The sequence below is a fragment of the Pseudomonas pichavaramensis genome (genome assembly GCF_050473265.1).
GTDB lineage: Bacteria > Pseudomonadota > Gammaproteobacteria > Pseudomonadales > Pseudomonadaceae > Aquipseudomonas.
The window spans coordinates 328,799-342,818 of record NZ_JBJKFJ010000003.1 but is presented as its reverse complement, the minus strand read 5'-3'; the positions used below and the strand labels follow the sequence as shown (position 1 = coordinate 342,818).

13 protein-coding genes and 3 pseudogenes are annotated in these 14,020 nt (G+C 63.5%); 9 read left to right on the top strand and 7 right to left on the bottom strand.

Annotation, left to right across the window (positions count from 1 at the left end):
* Positions 1-68 precede the first annotated feature (68 nt).
* Positions 69-416: a cupin domain-containing protein gene (locus tag ACJRW5_RS07385; protein WP_484569877.1), complete on the top strand. Its 348-nt coding sequence runs from the start codon at positions 69-71 to the stop codon at positions 414-416.
* A 103-nt stretch (positions 417-519) separates the two neighbouring features.
* On the opposite strand, the gene ACJRW5_RS07380 is transcribed toward ACJRW5_RS07385, so the two are convergent.
* The gene (locus ACJRW5_RS07380) at positions 520-789 is read right to left on the bottom strand and encodes a DUF2798 domain-containing protein (protein WP_484569876.1); all 270 of its coding nucleotides are present in this window, start codon (positions 787-789) and stop codon (positions 520-522) included.
* Between the two features lie 114 nt (positions 790-903).
* Here ACJRW5_RS07380 and ACJRW5_RS07375 point away from each other — a divergent pair, with 114 nt between their 5' ends.
* The 3 genes from ACJRW5_RS07375 to ACJRW5_RS07365 all read left to right on the top strand — a co-directional run bounded on the left by ACJRW5_RS07375 (position 904) and on the right by ACJRW5_RS07365 (position 3,453).
* Positions 904-1,854, top strand: coding sequence for a LysR family transcriptional regulator (locus ACJRW5_RS07375; protein WP_484569875.1), 951 nt, complete (start codon positions 904-906; stop codon positions 1,852-1,854).
* Between the two features lie 114 nt (positions 1,855-1,968).
* On the top strand, positions 1,969-2,445 hold the full coding sequence (gene eco / locus ACJRW5_RS07370) for a serine protease inhibitor ecotin (protein WP_484569874.1): 477 nt from the start codon (positions 1,969-1,971) through the stop codon (positions 2,443-2,445).
* 186 nt (positions 2,446-2,631) lie between these two features.
* On the top strand, positions 2,632-3,453 hold the full coding sequence (locus ACJRW5_RS07365) for an HDOD domain-containing protein (protein WP_484569873.1): 822 nt from the start codon (positions 2,632-2,634) through the stop codon (positions 3,451-3,453).
* 85 nt (positions 3,454-3,538) lie between these two features.
* On the opposite strand, the gene ACJRW5_RS07360 is transcribed toward ACJRW5_RS07365, so the two are convergent.
* A complete protein-coding gene (locus tag ACJRW5_RS07360) occupies positions 3,539-4,183 on the bottom strand; it encodes a YecA/YgfB family protein (RefSeq protein ID WP_484569872.1) in 645 nt (214 codons plus the stop codon).
* Positions 4,184-4,270: 87 nt separating this feature from the next.
* Entirely contained in the window at positions 4,271-5,956 is a 1,686-nt protein-coding gene (locus ACJRW5_RS07355; protein ID WP_484569871.1) for a 2-isopropylmalate synthase, read from the bottom strand.
* A 305-nt stretch (positions 5,957-6,261) separates the two neighbouring features.
* On the opposite strand from ACJRW5_RS07355, the gene ACJRW5_RS07350 reads away from it, so the two are divergent.
* From ACJRW5_RS07350 to ACJRW5_RS07335, 4 genes and pseudogenes are all read left to right on the top strand, one after another.
* Positions 6,262-7,026, top strand: a complete 765-nt coding sequence (locus ACJRW5_RS07350; RefSeq protein ID WP_484569870.1) for an AraC family transcriptional regulator — start codon at positions 6,262-6,264, stop codon at positions 7,024-7,026.
* Positions 7,027-7,245: 219 nt separating this feature from the next.
* Positions 7,246-9,258, top strand: a complete 2,013-nt coding sequence (locus tag ACJRW5_RS07345) for a peptidase U32 family protein (protein WP_484569869.1) — start codon at positions 7,246-7,248, stop codon at positions 9,256-9,258.
* A gap of 180 nt (positions 9,259-9,438) precedes the next feature.
* Positions 9,439-10,104: pseudogene (locus ACJRW5_RS07340) on the top strand (methyl-accepting chemotaxis protein); the annotation flags it as partial.
* The gene (locus tag ACJRW5_RS07335) at positions 10,096-10,572 is read left to right on the top strand and encodes a CZB domain-containing protein (protein ID WP_484569932.1); all 477 of its coding nucleotides are present in this window, start codon (positions 10,096-10,098) and stop codon (positions 10,570-10,572) included. The pseudogene ACJRW5_RS07340 and the gene ACJRW5_RS07335, both read left to right, overlap by 9 nt.
* On the opposite strand, the pseudogene ACJRW5_RS07330 reads toward ACJRW5_RS07335, so the two are convergent.
* The 3 genes and pseudogenes from ACJRW5_RS07330 to ACJRW5_RS07320 all read right to left on the bottom strand — a co-directional run.
* Positions 10,569-11,000, bottom strand: a pseudogene (locus ACJRW5_RS07330) (methyl-accepting chemotaxis protein); the annotation flags it as partial. The gene ACJRW5_RS07335 and the pseudogene ACJRW5_RS07330 sit on opposite strands and share 4 nt — an antisense overlap.
* A 153-nt stretch (positions 11,001-11,153) precedes the next feature.
* Positions 11,154-11,786, bottom strand: a pseudogene (locus tag ACJRW5_RS07325) (PAS domain-containing protein); the annotation flags it as partial.
* 224 nt (positions 11,787-12,010) lie between these two features.
* Complete coding sequence (locus ACJRW5_RS07320; protein ID WP_484569868.1) at positions 12,011-12,307, bottom strand: putative quinol monooxygenase; 297 nt, start codon at positions 12,305-12,307, stop codon at positions 12,011-12,013.
* Positions 12,308-12,457: 150 nt separating this feature from the next.
* Between ACJRW5_RS07320 and mdaB the strand changes: the two genes are divergently transcribed.
* On the top strand, positions 12,458-13,045 hold the full coding sequence (gene mdaB / locus ACJRW5_RS07315) for an NADPH:quinone oxidoreductase MdaB (protein ID WP_484569867.1): 588 nt from the start codon (positions 12,458-12,460) through the stop codon (positions 13,043-13,045).
* A 13-nt stretch (positions 13,046-13,058) separates the two neighbouring features.
* Here mdaB and ACJRW5_RS07310 read toward each other — a convergent pair whose 3' ends face one another.
* On the bottom strand, positions 13,059-13,892 hold the full coding sequence (locus ACJRW5_RS07310) for a CAP domain-containing protein (protein WP_484569866.1): 834 nt from the start codon (positions 13,890-13,892) through the stop codon (positions 13,059-13,061).
* Positions 13,893-14,020: the final 128 nt, after the last annotated feature.

Sequence of the window (14,020 nt, the reverse complement as noted above, 5' to 3'; positions counted from 1 at the left end):
CACAGGCAACTGACCACCTCGCTCCCCCTCTATGGTGAACGCCCTTTGACCATACACCGGAGCGTTCCATGGCCAACCCACCGATTACTGTCCTGCGCGATACCCAGCCGATGCCTGTCGTCGATGCCTGCAAGTGGGAACGCATCGAAGGTGACCCGCACACCGTCAACCTCAATGCTTACAACTCGGATGACGGCAGCAAGATCATGGGCACCTGGATCTGCACCCCCGGCAAATGGCGCGTCGAGTACGTGAAGTGGGAGTACTGCCACTTCCAGGAAGGCTACTGCATCATTACCCCGGACGGCATGGAGCCGATCCACCTGAAAGCCGGCGACATCTTCGTGGTCGAACCTGGCATGAAAGGCACCTGGGAAGTTGTCGAAACCGTACGCAAGTACTTCGTTTTCGCCTGATCCCCCTCGCCTCGGTGGGTGTCGCGCAAGACACTCGCCGACGGGCCTGAGCGCATTTGCATAGCGCGAGAGCAGGCCACCCTCCTTCCCCGTGTGCAGTCTTTCACGGAGCGCGTACGGTCAGGCTCACCAGCTTGATCACGATCGGCCGCACCAGCATCACACAGCAGAAAGCTACCGGCATGGCCAGGCTGTAGGCACTCAGCACCGCCTGCAGATAACCGTCGCCGAGCCCTCGATTTGCAGCGGTTATCACCAGCGACATGAGCATCGCCATGATCCCCGACATGAAGAAGGCGAAGGCCACCGGCATGGCTCGAGCAGGGAGTTTCCAGCTGCGAGCAGGCGCCGCCGTGACGTCGAGATCGGACATGTTCTGACTTCCTCATCATTGAATGTGCCCGCACTCTAACGATCTGGACGATTGCTCCGGTAGAGGCCGGAAGGTAAGTTGAGTATCAAGTTCAACTTACGACTGAGGCCGACATTGCAAAGCAAAAGCACAGACACCCTGCGCGGCCTGGAGAGTTTCGTCAAAGCGGTGGAAAGCGGCAGCATCGCTGCCGGCGCGCGCCTGCTGGGTATCAGCGCTGCAGCGGCGAGCCAGAACATCGCCCGCCTAGAACAAAGCCTGGGTATCCGCCTGCTCACCCGCACCACCCGCAGCCTGGCGCTTACCGACGCCGGCGCGCTGTACTTCGAGCGCGTGCAAGCGGTGCTTCAGGAACTGGAATTGGCCCGTGCCGACGTCGCCGACCTGCAGGATGAACCGCGCGGCCAATTGCGCATCGCCGCCAGTGCGGCCTTCGGCCGACACGTGCTGGCGCCGCTGATCCCCGGCTTCATGGCGCGCTACCCGCGCATACGCTGTGAACTGCTGACCACCGACAACACCGTCGACCATATTCAGGAAGGCGTCGACGTCAGCATCCACATCGAGCAGCAACTGCAGAGCGGCCTGGTCGCCCGACGTATCGCCACAGCGCAAACCCGTTTCTGCGCCGCCCCGGCCTACCTGCAACGCGCCGGTCGCCCGAGCGAGCCCGAGCAGTTGCGCGATCATGACTGCCTGCTGTTCCGCTTTGCGACCGATGGCCGCTTTCTGCGTTGGGGCTTCGTTCGCGACGGCGTGCATTTCGATGCCCAGGTCAACGCCGGCATGAGCAGCAACGACATCGATGCCCTCGCCCAATGCGCCCTGGCAGGCGGCGGCATCACCCGGCTGGCCTCCTTCGTCGCGGATCCGCACCTGGCTAGCGGCGAGTTGGTCGAGTTGTTCTCATCAGCCACCCCAACACGCAGCCGCGCGACCAGCGCCCCGCTGGATTACTACCTGTGCGTGCGCAATCGCTACGAGCTGACGCCCAAGGTACGGCTGTTCGCAGACTATCTGCAGCAAGCCCTGCCCGCCGAACTCAAACCCGCAGCCGTCCCCTGATAGCATTTACGGTACGCAGGAACCTGGCCTATTTCAAGGAGTCAGTGTTGCTCCGCCGACCTGGCGGCTCCTCTATAACGGACGGCTCACAAGGCCTTTCAGCAAGGAATCATCATGACTCGAAGAAAGCTCTCGTTGCTCACCCTCGCCTGCACACTGCCTCTCGCTGCTTGCGCAGCCACGCCTGATGCGCTCAAGCCCTACCCCGCCGCCAGCGAAGGCTACCACCGCCATGTGATCGAACTGCCGGCGCAGACCGACGAGGCCGAGCACAAGGTTGAGATCATCGCCGGAAAAACTCTGGAAGTAGACTGCAACCTGCAGCGAATAAGTGGCCAATGGCAGGAAAAGACCGTGCAAGGCTGGGGCTACAGCTATTACGAACTGAGCCAGATCGGCCCAACCGTCAGCACGCTGATGGCGTGCCCGGTCGGCAGCCGCAAGAAAGCCTTCGTCCGCGTCGGCGGCGAGCCGCACCTGGTGCGCTACAACAGCAAACTGCCGCTGGTGATCTACGCACCGCAGGATGTCGAGGTGCGCTACCGCATTTGGTCTGCTGCGAGCGAAACCAGCGAAGCGCCACGTCAGTAACGACATATCCCGAAGCCCCGCCCACTATGCGGCCGGGGCCTGGTTCAAGCCATGCGAAAGCACGAAAGCGTCGAATAAGGCTCTAACAAGCGGTTGAGAGACTGGCCGCCAGGATAGGCGCGACTATGCTGAAAGAGCACTTTCTCACCGAGCGCCAGAGTCGCGCCCGTCTCTTTCGGAGCCACCATGGATATAGAAAGCCTCTTCGCCCAACTGCACAGCCTGCCCAGTATTCCGAAAGTTGCGCAGGAACTTATTCAACAGTTCGATAACCCCTCCTCCAGCCTGGAGAGCGTCGCCCGCAACATCGAGCGCGATCCGGTGATCGCCGCCAAGGTGCTGCGCCTGGCCAACTCACCGCGTTTTCGTGGCGCACGTGAAGCGGTCAGCGTCGAGGACGCCGCCATGCGCCTGGGCTTCAACACCCTGCGTACCCTGGTATTGGCTTCAGCCATGACCGGCGCTTTCAAGGTCGATACAGGTTTCGACCTGAAGGGGTTCTGGATTCGCAGCTTCCGCGTCGCCAGCATCGCTCGCTGCATGGCCAAGCAGTTGAAGATGGACACCGACGCGGCCTTCACCTGCGGCATGATGCACAACATCGGCGAACTGTTGATTCAGACGGGCGCACCGGACTTCGCCCGGCGCATGAATCGTCATCCGAAGCGCGAAGCGGCTGCGCATGCTGCGGAGGAGACCCTGCAACTGGGCTTTGGCTACCCCGAGGTCGGCGCAGAGCTGGCCCGACGTTGGCAACTGCCGGAGCTGATCCAGCACGCTATCGCCTACCAGGCTCGCCCGACCCAATCCCCCGGCGACAACCGCTACGCACGCCTGGTGGCTCAGGCGGTGACCGTGGCGGAAACCATCGAGATGGATGGCGTCAGCGAACAGGCGCAGCAGAGCCTGGAAGGCCCATTGTTCGAGGACGTCGATCTGGACACGTTGTTCGAAGCACTACCAGCGGTTCTGGAAGCGGACAAGGCGTTTGCCGAGTTGCTCGGTTAAATACCGGCACAGCTGCGCAGCGCGACTGCAGTCCCCGGTCGGCAGGGCTTCTGCCCCAAGCCGGCCGGACTTTGCAAGGATGAAGTCAGCGCATGCAGCACTGCTTGTACTTCTTGCCGCTGCCGCAGGTGCAAGGGTCGTTGCGACCGACCTTGGCATCGTCGCGGCGGACCGGCAGCACAGGCTGCAGGTTCTGCTGCCAATAGTCGTAAAGTTCGACAGCAGCCGGTTCGAGCATCGCCGTGCTGGCATCGTATTCGGCGTCGGACATGGCTTTTAGCGCCGCACTACCGCTTTCATCGCCGTGCAAGGTGATCAGCGCCAGGGCTGCCGCCACCGATTCAGGCAGTGATTCTTCCAACCAGCCGGCCACCACCGCGCCGCGCAGATAGCCCGCACACCATTCGGAGACGATCAGCTTCTCGCCCTTGCCGTTATCGTCAGCCAGGAAGATTGCCTCGTAATCGTCCGGCTCCTCACTGAGCATGTAGGCTGCTTCACTCATCAGCTCGACAGCCAGCTTCATGAAACGCTCGCCATCCTTGTCGCTCGGCCACTGCGGCGGTTGGTCAGCCCAGATCGCCGCGTACCAGACAGCCGGCGCAACCTGGCGCGGGCCGGAGACGATGGCGGCGAAATAACCATCCAGCTCGCTGGCGGACAGGATCGAGTCATCGTTGCCGTACTTGAGCAGCCACTGATCGAGCTTCTCCAACCCTCTGCTGTTCATCACCACGTCTCCCCTGAAAAAGGGCGTTACTGTCCCACAGATGACAGGCGCTAAACAGCCTGACCGCCAGGCGGCCAGGCCTGTACGTCAATCGCAGCGGCTGTGCAGCTGGCTCAGTGCCGGCGCAAAGCGCGACACCGCCGCCAGCAGCGCCTGCAACGAGGCGCGCACGAGGTTGCCATCACGCCCGGCACCGAAGCGCGAGCCGGCCTGGCCCGGCCAGCTGACCTCCACTAGCGCCAGCGCACAAGCCTCGCTGCCGCCGCCCAGGCTGTGCTCCTGGTAGTCGTCGATACGCAGCGGCAAGCCGAGTGCAGCCACGGCGGCGGCCAGCGGGCCGTTACCCTCGCCACGCAGATGCAGACGGCGGCCGGCCACTTCGATCTCCAGCTCGATCAGTTGCCGCTCGCCTTCATCCTGCAGGCGATGGCCGCAGTAGACCAGCGCACCGCCCGGTTGCGCTGGCGCCAGATAGGTCTGCTGATACAGCTGCCAGAGTTCGGCGCTGGACAGCTCGGTCTCGCTGCTGTCGGCCTGCTTCTGCACGAGGGCGCTGAACTCCACCTGCTGGCGGCGCGGCATCTGCACGCCGTGGTCACGCTGCAGCAGGTAGGCGATGCCGCCTTTGCCGGACTGGCTGTTGACCCGCACGATGCTGTCGTAAGTGCGGCCCAGATCCTGCGGGTCGATCGGCAGGTACGGCACCTGCCACAGGCCATCGGGGTCCTGCGCGGCGAAGCCCTTGGCGATGGCGTCCTGGTGCGAGCCGGAAAAGGCCGTGAACACCAGATCGCCAACGTAAGGATGACGCGGATGAATCGGCAGCCCGGTGCAGGCCTCGGCCACCCGCGCCACCCCGGCGATGTCGGAGAAATCCAGCCCCGGGTCGATGCCCTGGGTGTAGAGGTTCAGCGCCAGGGTCACCAGATCGAGGTTGCCACTGCGCTCGCCGTTGCCGAACAGGCAGCCCTCGACCCTCTGCGCACCGGCCAGCAGCGCCTGCTCGGCGCAGGCCACGCCGGTGCCACGGTCGTTGTGCGGGTGCACCGAGAGCACCACGTGCTCGCGGCGGTCCAGGCGCCGGTGCATCCACTCGATCTGGTCGGCGAAGACGTTGGCGGTGCTGACCTCGACGGTGGTCGGCAGGTTGATGATGACCGGCCGCCCGGGGCCGGCATCCCAGGCCGCGATGGCGGCGTTGCAGATGCGCAGCGATACCTCCAGCTCGGCCATGCAGAAGGTTTCCGGCGAGTACTGCAGCACCCATTCGGTCTCTGGGTGCGCGGCGCTCAGCGCCTTGAACAGCTGGATATGCCGCACCACCAGCGCCTCGACCTCATCCACCGAGAGCTTGAACACCACCTCGCGCCATACCGGGGCGATGGCGTTGTACAGGTGCACGATCACCCGCCGTGCACCGGCCACGGCCTGCACGGTCTGCTCGATGAGATCTGCGCGCAGTTGGGTCATCACCATCGGCGTGACGTCGTCGGGGATGCCACCTTCGTCGATCAGCTGGCGGATGATGTCGAAGTCGGTACGCGAGGCAGCGGGAAAGCCCACCTCGATTTCCTTGAAGCCCAGCCGCACCAGCTCGCCGAACAGGCGCAGCTTGCGCTCGCGGTTCATCGGTTCGAACAGCGCCTGGTTGCCATCGCGCAGGTCGGTGGAAAGCCAGGTGGGCGCCTGCTGCAAACGCTGCTGCGGCCAGCGGCGGTCAGGCAGATCGACAGGGGGAAACGCGCGGTACTTGGTGTGCGGATTGCGCAACATGACAAAGCCTCGATAGGGAGCGGAAAAAACGCGATCTCCCCTGCCTGCGCTGCAGGCTGTCCGAGGCCGGGATCAGGGGGAGATCAGCGGCGCGTGACAGTCACGCACCGGGTCGGACCCCGGCCGAGGCTCAGGGCTAGTAGCAGGTTGGCAAGGACGAGCATGGCGGCGTCTCCCGAAATGAGAGGCCAGCTTAGTGCGCCAGCCGCCGTCCACCTCACGCCAAATGGCCGATCACTGTCGCGAAATGGACAACCTGCCGCCGCATCGCTAGGCTGGCTCACCCTCCAGCCGCGCAGCCCGCCATGGTCGATCACACCGAACTGCCCTACGAATCCCTGGCCATGCCGGTCACCGGCGTGGCCATCGACTACCCCAGCGGCCACCGCGTGCCGGCGCACAGCCACCCGCGCGCGCAGCTGATCTACGCCATCGAAGGCGTGCTGGTGGTGGATACCCCGGCCGGCCGCTGGGTCACCCCGCCGACCCGTGGCGTGTGGCTGCAGGCCGGCTGCGAACACGCCCTGCACATGCGCGGGGTGACCCGCGTGCGCAGCCTGTTCGTCAATCCGGACGCCGCGCCGGGGCTGCCTACGGGCAACTGCGTGATCGACGTCAGCCCGCTGCTGCGCGAGCTGATCCAGGCCGCCACCCTGGTGCCGGCGCAGTACCCGGCCGACAGCCGCGATGGCCGGCTGATGCGTTTTCTCCTGGATGAACTGAGCAGCCTGGCGGTACTGCCGCTGCACCTGCCCTGGCCGGACGATGCGCGTATCGCCCGCGTCTGCCAGAGCCTGGCGGACAACCCGGCGCAGACCGAACCGGCCGAGCACTGGGCGGCGCAACTGGCGATGAGCAGCAAGACCTTCCACCGCCATTTTCAGCGCAGCACCGGCATCACCTTCGGCCGCTGGCGCCAGCAGGCGCGCCTGCTGCTGTCGCTGGAGGCCCTGGCGCAGGGCCTGCCAGTGCTGCAGGTGGCGCTGCAGCACGGCTACGACAGCCAGAGCGCCTTCGCCGCCGCCTTCCGCCGCCAGTTCGGCGTAGCGCCGTCGGCGTTCTATCGCTGATAGCTGGCGGATGCCGAAGGCGCCCGGCGCCGGTACAATAGCCCCTTACCCGTGCCCCAGAGGTGCTGCAAGCTACTGCGCTCGGTCATGCTGCGTTGAAATCAACCTCAAAATGCTCATGTACGACTCGTACACTGCGCTTTCTCGGCCGATTTCGCCTTGCCTGACCATCGCTCGCGACGCTTGCAAGCCCCTCTTTGCCTGATAAAAGAAATTACCATGTCCTTGCCCAAACACCACCTGGAACTGCTCAGCCCTGCCCGCGATGTCGAGATCGCCCGCGAGGCCATCCTGCATGGCGCGGACGCCATCTACATCGGCGGCCCGAGCTTCGGCGCGCGGCACAACGCCTGCAACGAAGTGAGCGAGATCGCCAAGCTGGTGGAGTTTGCCCGGCGCTACCACGCGCGGGTGTTCACCACGCTCAACACCATCTTCCACGACGACGAGCTGGAGCAGGTGCGCACGCTGATCCACCAGCTCTACGACGCCGGTGTCGATGCGCTGATCGTGCAGGACATGGGGGTGATGGAGCTGGATATTCCGCCCATCGAGCTGCACGCCAGTACCCAGACCGACATCCGCACGCTCAAGCGCGCGCAGTTCCTCGATCAGGCCGGCTTCTCCCAGCTGGTGCTGGCGCGCGAGCTGAACCTGCAGGAAATCCGCCAGATTGCCGATGCCACCGACGCGGCCATCGAATTCTTCATCCACGGCGCGCTGTGCGTGGCCTTCTCCGGCCAGTGCAACATCTCCCACGCGCAGACCGGGCGCAGCGCCAACCGTGGCGACTGCTCGCAGGCCTGCCGCCTGCCGTACACCCTCAAAGATGAAAACGGCGGGGTGATCGCCTTTGAGAAACACCTGCTGTCGATGAAGGACAACAACCAGAGCGCCAACCTGCGCGCGCTGGTCGAGGCCGGCGTGCGCTCGTTCAAGATCGAGGGCCGCTACAAGGACATGGGCTACGTGAAGAACATCACCGCCCACTACCGCAAGGAACTCGACGCCATCCTCGAAGACCGCCCGGACCTGGCCCGCGCCTCCAGCGGCCGTACCGCGCACTTCTTCCTGCCCGATCCGGACAAGACCTTCCACCGTGGCAGCACCGACTACTTCGTCAGCGAGCGCAAGGTGGACATCGGCGCCTTCGACTCGCCGACCTTTACCGGGCTGTCTGTTGGTCACGTTGAGAAAGTTAACAAGCGCGACCTGATCGCCGTTACCGCTGAGCCGCTGTCCAACGGCGACGGCCTCAACGTGCTGGTCAAGCGCGAAGTGGTGGGCTTCCGCGCCAACATCGCCGAGCTCAAAGGCGAGTTCGAGGAAGACGGTGAGAAGCGCTACCGCTACCGCGTCGAGCCCAACGAGATGCCCGAGGGCCTGTTCCGTCTGCGCCCCAACCATCCGCTGTCGCGCAACCTCGACCACAACTGGCAGCAGGCGCTGCAGAAAACCAGCGCCGAGCGCCGCATCGGCGTCAGCTGGCAGGCCGAGCTGCGCGAGGAGCAGCTCAAGCTGAGCGCCACCAGTGAGGAAGGTATCCGCGTCGATGTCGCCCTGCCCGGCCCGTTCGGCCCGGCCAACAAGCCGGAACAGGCGCTCGACGGCCTGCGTGATCTGCTCACTCAGCTCGGCACCACCATTTACCACGCGCAGGGCGTCAGCCTCGATGCGCCGCAGGCGTTCTTCGTGCCCAACTCGCAGCTCAAGGCGCTGCGCCGCGAGGCCATCGAGCAACTGACCGAAGCGCGCATCGCCGCTCACCCGCGCGGCAGCCGCAAGGCCGAGACCGACCCGGCGCCGGTGTACCCGGACTCGCACCTGTCGTTCCTGGCCAACGTCTACAACCAGAAGGCCCGCGACTTCTACCACCGCCACGGCGTGCAGCTGATCGACGCCGCCTACGAGGCCCACGAAGAAGAAGGCGAAGTGCCGGTGATGATCACCAAGCACTGCCTGCGCTTCTCCTTCAACCTGTGCCCGAAACAGGCCAAGGGCGTCACCGGCGTGCGTACCAAGGTGGCGCCGATGCAACTGGTGCACGGCGACGAGGTGCTGACCCTGAAGTTCGACTGCAAACCCTGCGAGATGCACGTGGTGGGCAAGATGAAGGGGCACATTCTCGACCTGCCACAACCGGGCAGCGCTGCCACCCAGGTGGTCGGCCACATCAGCCCGGACGACCTGCTCAAGACCATCCGCAGCAAGCCGACCGGCTACGCTCATTGAGACGTCGCCCCGCCGTGGCGTGAGGCGGGGCATTTCGGGTCATAATGACCGCGATATATCAAAGTGACACCAGGTCATAACGACAGCGCAACACCAAGTCATTGATTTCTAACCGATCAGCGCCTGGCACGAAACCTGAAAAGTCCCCTGCGACCTCTTACTCTCGTGCCGGATACCGCCATGCTTTTCGTCAGCGCCAAACGCCATCGTAGCCTCGAAGCCGACTACCATGCCTTGCTCGCCCGCCTCGTCGACAACGAGCAGCAGACCCAACTGCTGCGTGATGCGCTGCAGACCCATCATGACGACACTCGCCTGCAGGACGATCTGAGTTTTTACCAGGGACTGGCGGGCAACCTGCTCAAGTTCGGCCAGTCCATCGAGCATGTTGGCGACTCCTTCAGCTATCTCAATGCACGCCTGGATGAAAACAACCGTCGCGCCCAGGATGTGGCCAATGCGGCGATCCAGAACAAGCTCAAGTTCAGCCAGTTGCAGGAAGAGTCCCAACGTATGGAGGATGGTCTTGCCAGCCTCAATCAGCGCATCTCCGAACTGGTCAAACGCGCCAGCGAAATCGACCGTATCGTGGGGCTGATCGGTAGCATCGCCAGCCAGACCAATCTGCTGGCACTCAATGCCGCCATAGAGGCAGCACGCGCGGGGGAATCCGGTCGTGGTTTTGCCGTGGTCGCCGGCGAGATCCGCGATCTGGCGGAAAAAACCGCCAGCGCTACACAGGATATCGTCCGAGAGACGGCAGACATCCAGAACGTCATTCACGCAGCCCAACAGGAAATCCAGCATCACGCAGGCAGCGCCGGCCATTTTCATGCCATGACCACCGATGCCAGCGGCGCCATGCTCAGCGTTCACGGACAGGCGCAGCGCATGCACCATGAAATTGGCCAATCGTTCTTCCGTTCGGGCATCGAGTTGGCCAACCTCGCCGAACTATCGCTCAAGGCCTCGGTATACCAGGCGATTCTCAGCGGTAAAGGCGACGCCCGCGAGCTGCCCAGCGAGGAGCAGTGTCTGTTCGGCCGCTGGTACTACGGCGACGGCAACGCGGCACTGCAGGGCAATCGCGAGTTCCGCCAGATCGAACAGCCGCATGAACAGGTTCACCAGTGCGGCGCCCAGGCCATCAATGCATTTGCCGAAGGACGCCTGCAGGAGACCTTGGACAATCTGGCCATCATGGAGGACGCCAACGTCGCGGTGATGCGCATCGTCAGAAAGGTGCTCGACGAACACGACAAGGGCCTCAGAGTACCTCTGGAGCGTCCGCAGCTGCGGGCAGTGCAGGTTTAGTGCAACTGCCGCGAGAAGCGCTCCACGGCGCCGAGTACCTGCTTGGCACCCTGACGGATTTCCACGATCACATCGCCAGCCTGATTGGCCAGTTGCACGCCGGCTTCGGCCTGGGTGCGGCTGCTAGCCATATCGCGCACGGCGGTATCCACCAGTTTCTGGTTGTCCTGCACCACGCCGACGATTTCCTCGGTGGCCTTGCTGGTACGGCTGGCAAGCTGCCGCACCTCGTCGGCCACGACTGCGAAACCACGTCCCTGTTCACCTGCCCGCGCGGCTTCGATAGCCGCATTGAGCGCCAGCAGGTTGGTCTGCTGGGCGATGCCGCCGATGGTCTGGACCATGGTGCTGATCAACACTGACTGTTTGCCAAGGGCCTCGATACCCTCGGAGGCCGAGGTCATCTCCTGTGCGATGCGCTGCATGGTCTGCACCGTCTCGCTTACCACCTGGGCGCCACGCTGGGCATTGCTGTCGGTCTGCTGGGAAATGCCGTAGGCGGTATCAGCAGCGTCGTTGACCTCTTCCTCGCGGTTGACCTGATCGGTGATCACGGTGGCGAACTTGACCACCTTGTACAGGCGATTCTGCGTGTCGTGCACCGGGTTGTAGGTCGCCTCCAGCCACACCACGCGGCCGTGGCTGTCCACCCGCTTGAAGCGCCCGGCAACGAACTCGCCACGATTGAGTCGTTCCCAGAATTGCGCATACTCGGCGGAAGACGACTCCTGCGGTTCACAGAAGATGCGGTGATGCTGGCCCTTGATTCGCTCGAGGCTGTAGCCCATGGCACCAAGAAACTGCTGATTGGCGTTGAGCACATGCCCCTGAAGATCGAACTCGATCACTGCAGTGGAGCGCAGCAGCGCGTTGATGAAGTCTTCGTTCTCCCGCGCCTTGTTCATGCTCTCGGTGACTTCGCTACCAATGCACTGGATCTGGCGCACCACACCCCGCTCGTCCGCCAATGGCATCCACGAGGCTTGCACCCAGACCAATGAGCCATCGCTGCGCAGGAACCGATAGCGATCGCTGACCGACTGGCCCGAGGAGATCGCCGCGCTGAGGTTCTTGAAGCACGGCAGGTCCTTGACGTACGCCGGCACGATGTCGCTCAGCGGTCGCCCTTTCAACTGCTCGGGCGCATACCCGACGAAACGACCGAACTTGTCATTGCAGTCGACGATGCGCTTCTCGGGGTCTATCGACAACATGATCTTCTGCGCCCGTATGCCGTCGTATAGCTGCTTGAAGCGCGACAACTCAGCTTCTTTCTCCTGCAGCTCCTTCTTCAATCGATTGGCGAACATATGCCTTCTCCAAGCAGTCAATCTCCGAGTGTTCGGCCACCCCGGGCGTGATCCAGGCCAGCTCAAACTCAAGCATAGAAGGCATATGGGAAAGCGTGAAAAATGCCGGTATCCCGGCTTGCCAGGCCTCAGGTAGCCGGGCTGAGCATGAGAATCTCGCGAATCTCGAAATCACGGCGCAGATAATCCAGGCGCCGCTCATGGAACGCGCGCATGTGTGGCAGGGCCATGTGCTCGGCCAGCGCCTCCGGCGAAGCCCAGACCTCGTAGAAGATGAACAGCGTCGGGTCCTGCGCGTCGCGCAACATGTGGTACTCGATGCAGCCTGGCTCGGCGCGACTGGGTTCGACATAGGCGCGAAATAGCTGCTCGAACGCCTCGGCCCGCTCGGGCCTGGTGTGGGCATGAAGGATGAAGGCATGCATGGGAAGGCTCCTGTACTGACGGAATGCCAACCTTAATGCACGTCACCACCTATTTTTCATGACTTTCAGTCAACAATTATTTGACCGTCAGGGGGTATTTCGCGCGCGTGTCCCTGGTTAACCTGCCGCCACATTTTCTGGAGACCCCTCATGAAAAAGATCCTCCTGCTCAATGGCGGCAAGGCATTCGCCCATTCCCATGGCCAGTACAACGCCACCTTGCACGACGCCGCGCTTGCCTTCCTCGACCGCTCCGGTTTCGACGTCAAGACCACCTTCATCGACGGCGGCTACGACGTCCAGGAAGAAGTACAGAAAATCCTCTGGGCCGACGTGGTGATCTATCAGATGCCCGGCTGGTGGATGGGCGCCCCCTGGACGGTGAAAAAGTACCTAGACGAGGTATTCACCGAGGGTCATGGCAGCCTCTATCCCAACGATGGCCGCACCCGCTCCGATGCTTCGCAGAAGTACGGCAGCGGCGGTCTGATCCAGGGCAAGCAGTACATGCTGTCGCTGACCTGGAACGCTCCGGTGCAGGCTTTCGAAGACCCTACCGATTTCTTCGAGGGCAAGGGCGTGGACGCCGTCTACTTTCCCTTCCACAAGGCCAACGAATTTCTCGGCATGAACGCTCTGCCGACCTTCCTCTGCAACGACGTGATGAAGGTGCCAAACATCGAGCATGACGTAGCGCGCTACGAACAGCACCTGGCCGAGGTTTTCGGCATCCGCTGATGCCTGCGTTGCACTAGCCGCCGAACAACGCCGTCCAGTAGATGCCGGCGTCGCTTTGCGGATCGCTGGCATAGGCGCCCCCCAGATCGGTGAAGCGTGGGTTCATGATGTTGGCGCAATGCCCGGGGCTGGCCAGCCAGCCCTCCACCACCTTGTCCGGGGTATCCAGCGCCGCCGCGATGTTCTCGCCAACGCGGCTGCCGCCGTACCCGGCCAGCTCCGCACGGTCACCCGGCGTGCGGCCGTCGCGGCCCTGATGAGCGAAGTAATTCTCATTGGCCATCTCCCGGCTATGGCTCTCGGCAGCCGCCCCCAGCTCCGCGTTCCAGGCCAGGGGCGCAGCGGCGACAAACGACTGAGCACCACATTGACGCGCCTCGGCGCGAGCCGCGTTGATCCGCAGCAGCAACTTCTCGCCCTCAGCCTGCCAGGGTTGCAGGCGGCCACTTAACAGCGGCCGCGCGAGCACGATGCGCCAGTCGCGCCCCTGCTGACTGACGCCGACGTCGATGAACTGCGGATCGAGCAGGACGCGGCAGAAACTCTCGCTCAGGGCCTGCATTGCCGACTGCGCATCACGCGGGCCGGAGAGCGTGATGGCCTGGACGTTGACCAGGGGATAGCCGGCAGCACTCAGCGCATCCTGCAAATCCGCCGTGCCGTTGGCAGACAGGATCAGCCGCGGGTCGTTCGCCAGCGGCGGCAATGGCTCGGAGGCCTGCACGCCACAGCGCTGTACCTCTGCGCGATAGGTATTGATCGCATCGATCAAGGCACGATCCTCGGCAGCATGCGCAGAGCAGAACGCCGCCAGCATCAGCAGCCCAAGCAGGTAACGCACCCGCATGCCTGTCCTCATTGTTGTTGTCATACCGCCCTCTCCCAACTAACGTCGTGATTCTGACGCAACTTCCGGCGGCAATAATGCCGCCGGGCTTACCTTCCAGCCTGGAGCCCATGAGCACTGGGATCGCA

Coding starts and splice junctions, on each gene's coding strand:
- ACJRW5_RS07385 (WP_484569877.1), top strand. CDS start 69: ATGGCCAACCCACCGATTACTGTCCTGCGCGATACCCAGCCGATGCCT.
- ACJRW5_RS07380 (WP_484569876.1), bottom strand. CDS start 789: ATGTCCGATCTCGACGTCACGGCGGCGCCTGCTCGCAGCTGGAAACTC.
- eco (WP_484569874.1), top strand. CDS start 1,969: ATGACTCGAAGAAAGCTCTCGTTGCTCACCCTCGCCTGCACACTGCCT.
- ACJRW5_RS07365 (WP_484569873.1), top strand. CDS start 2,632: ATGGATATAGAAAGCCTCTTCGCCCAACTGCACAGCCTGCCCAGTATT.
- ACJRW5_RS07360 (WP_484569872.1), bottom strand. CDS start 4,183: ATGAACAGCAGAGGGTTGGAGAAGCTCGATCAGTGGCTGCTCAAGTAC.
- ACJRW5_RS07355 (WP_484569871.1), bottom strand. CDS start 5,956: ATGTTGCGCAATCCGCACACCAAGTACCGCGCGTTTCCCCCTGTCGAT.
- ACJRW5_RS07350 (WP_484569870.1), top strand. CDS start 6,262: ATGGTCGATCACACCGAACTGCCCTACGAATCCCTGGCCATGCCGGTC.
- ACJRW5_RS07345 (WP_484569869.1), top strand. CDS start 7,246: ATGTCCTTGCCCAAACACCACCTGGAACTGCTCAGCCCTGCCCGCGAT.
- ACJRW5_RS07335 (WP_484569932.1), top strand. CDS start 10,096: ATGACCACCGATGCCAGCGGCGCCATGCTCAGCGTTCACGGACAGGCG.
- ACJRW5_RS07320 (WP_484569868.1), bottom strand. CDS start 12,307: ATGCATGCCTTCATCCTTCATGCCCACACCAGGCCCGAGCGGGCCGAG.
- mdaB (WP_484569867.1), top strand. CDS start 12,458: ATGAAAAAGATCCTCCTGCTCAATGGCGGCAAGGCATTCGCCCATTCC.
- ACJRW5_RS07310 (WP_484569866.1), bottom strand. CDS start 13,892: ATGCGGGTGCGTTACCTGCTTGGGCTGCTGATGCTGGCGGCGTTCTGC.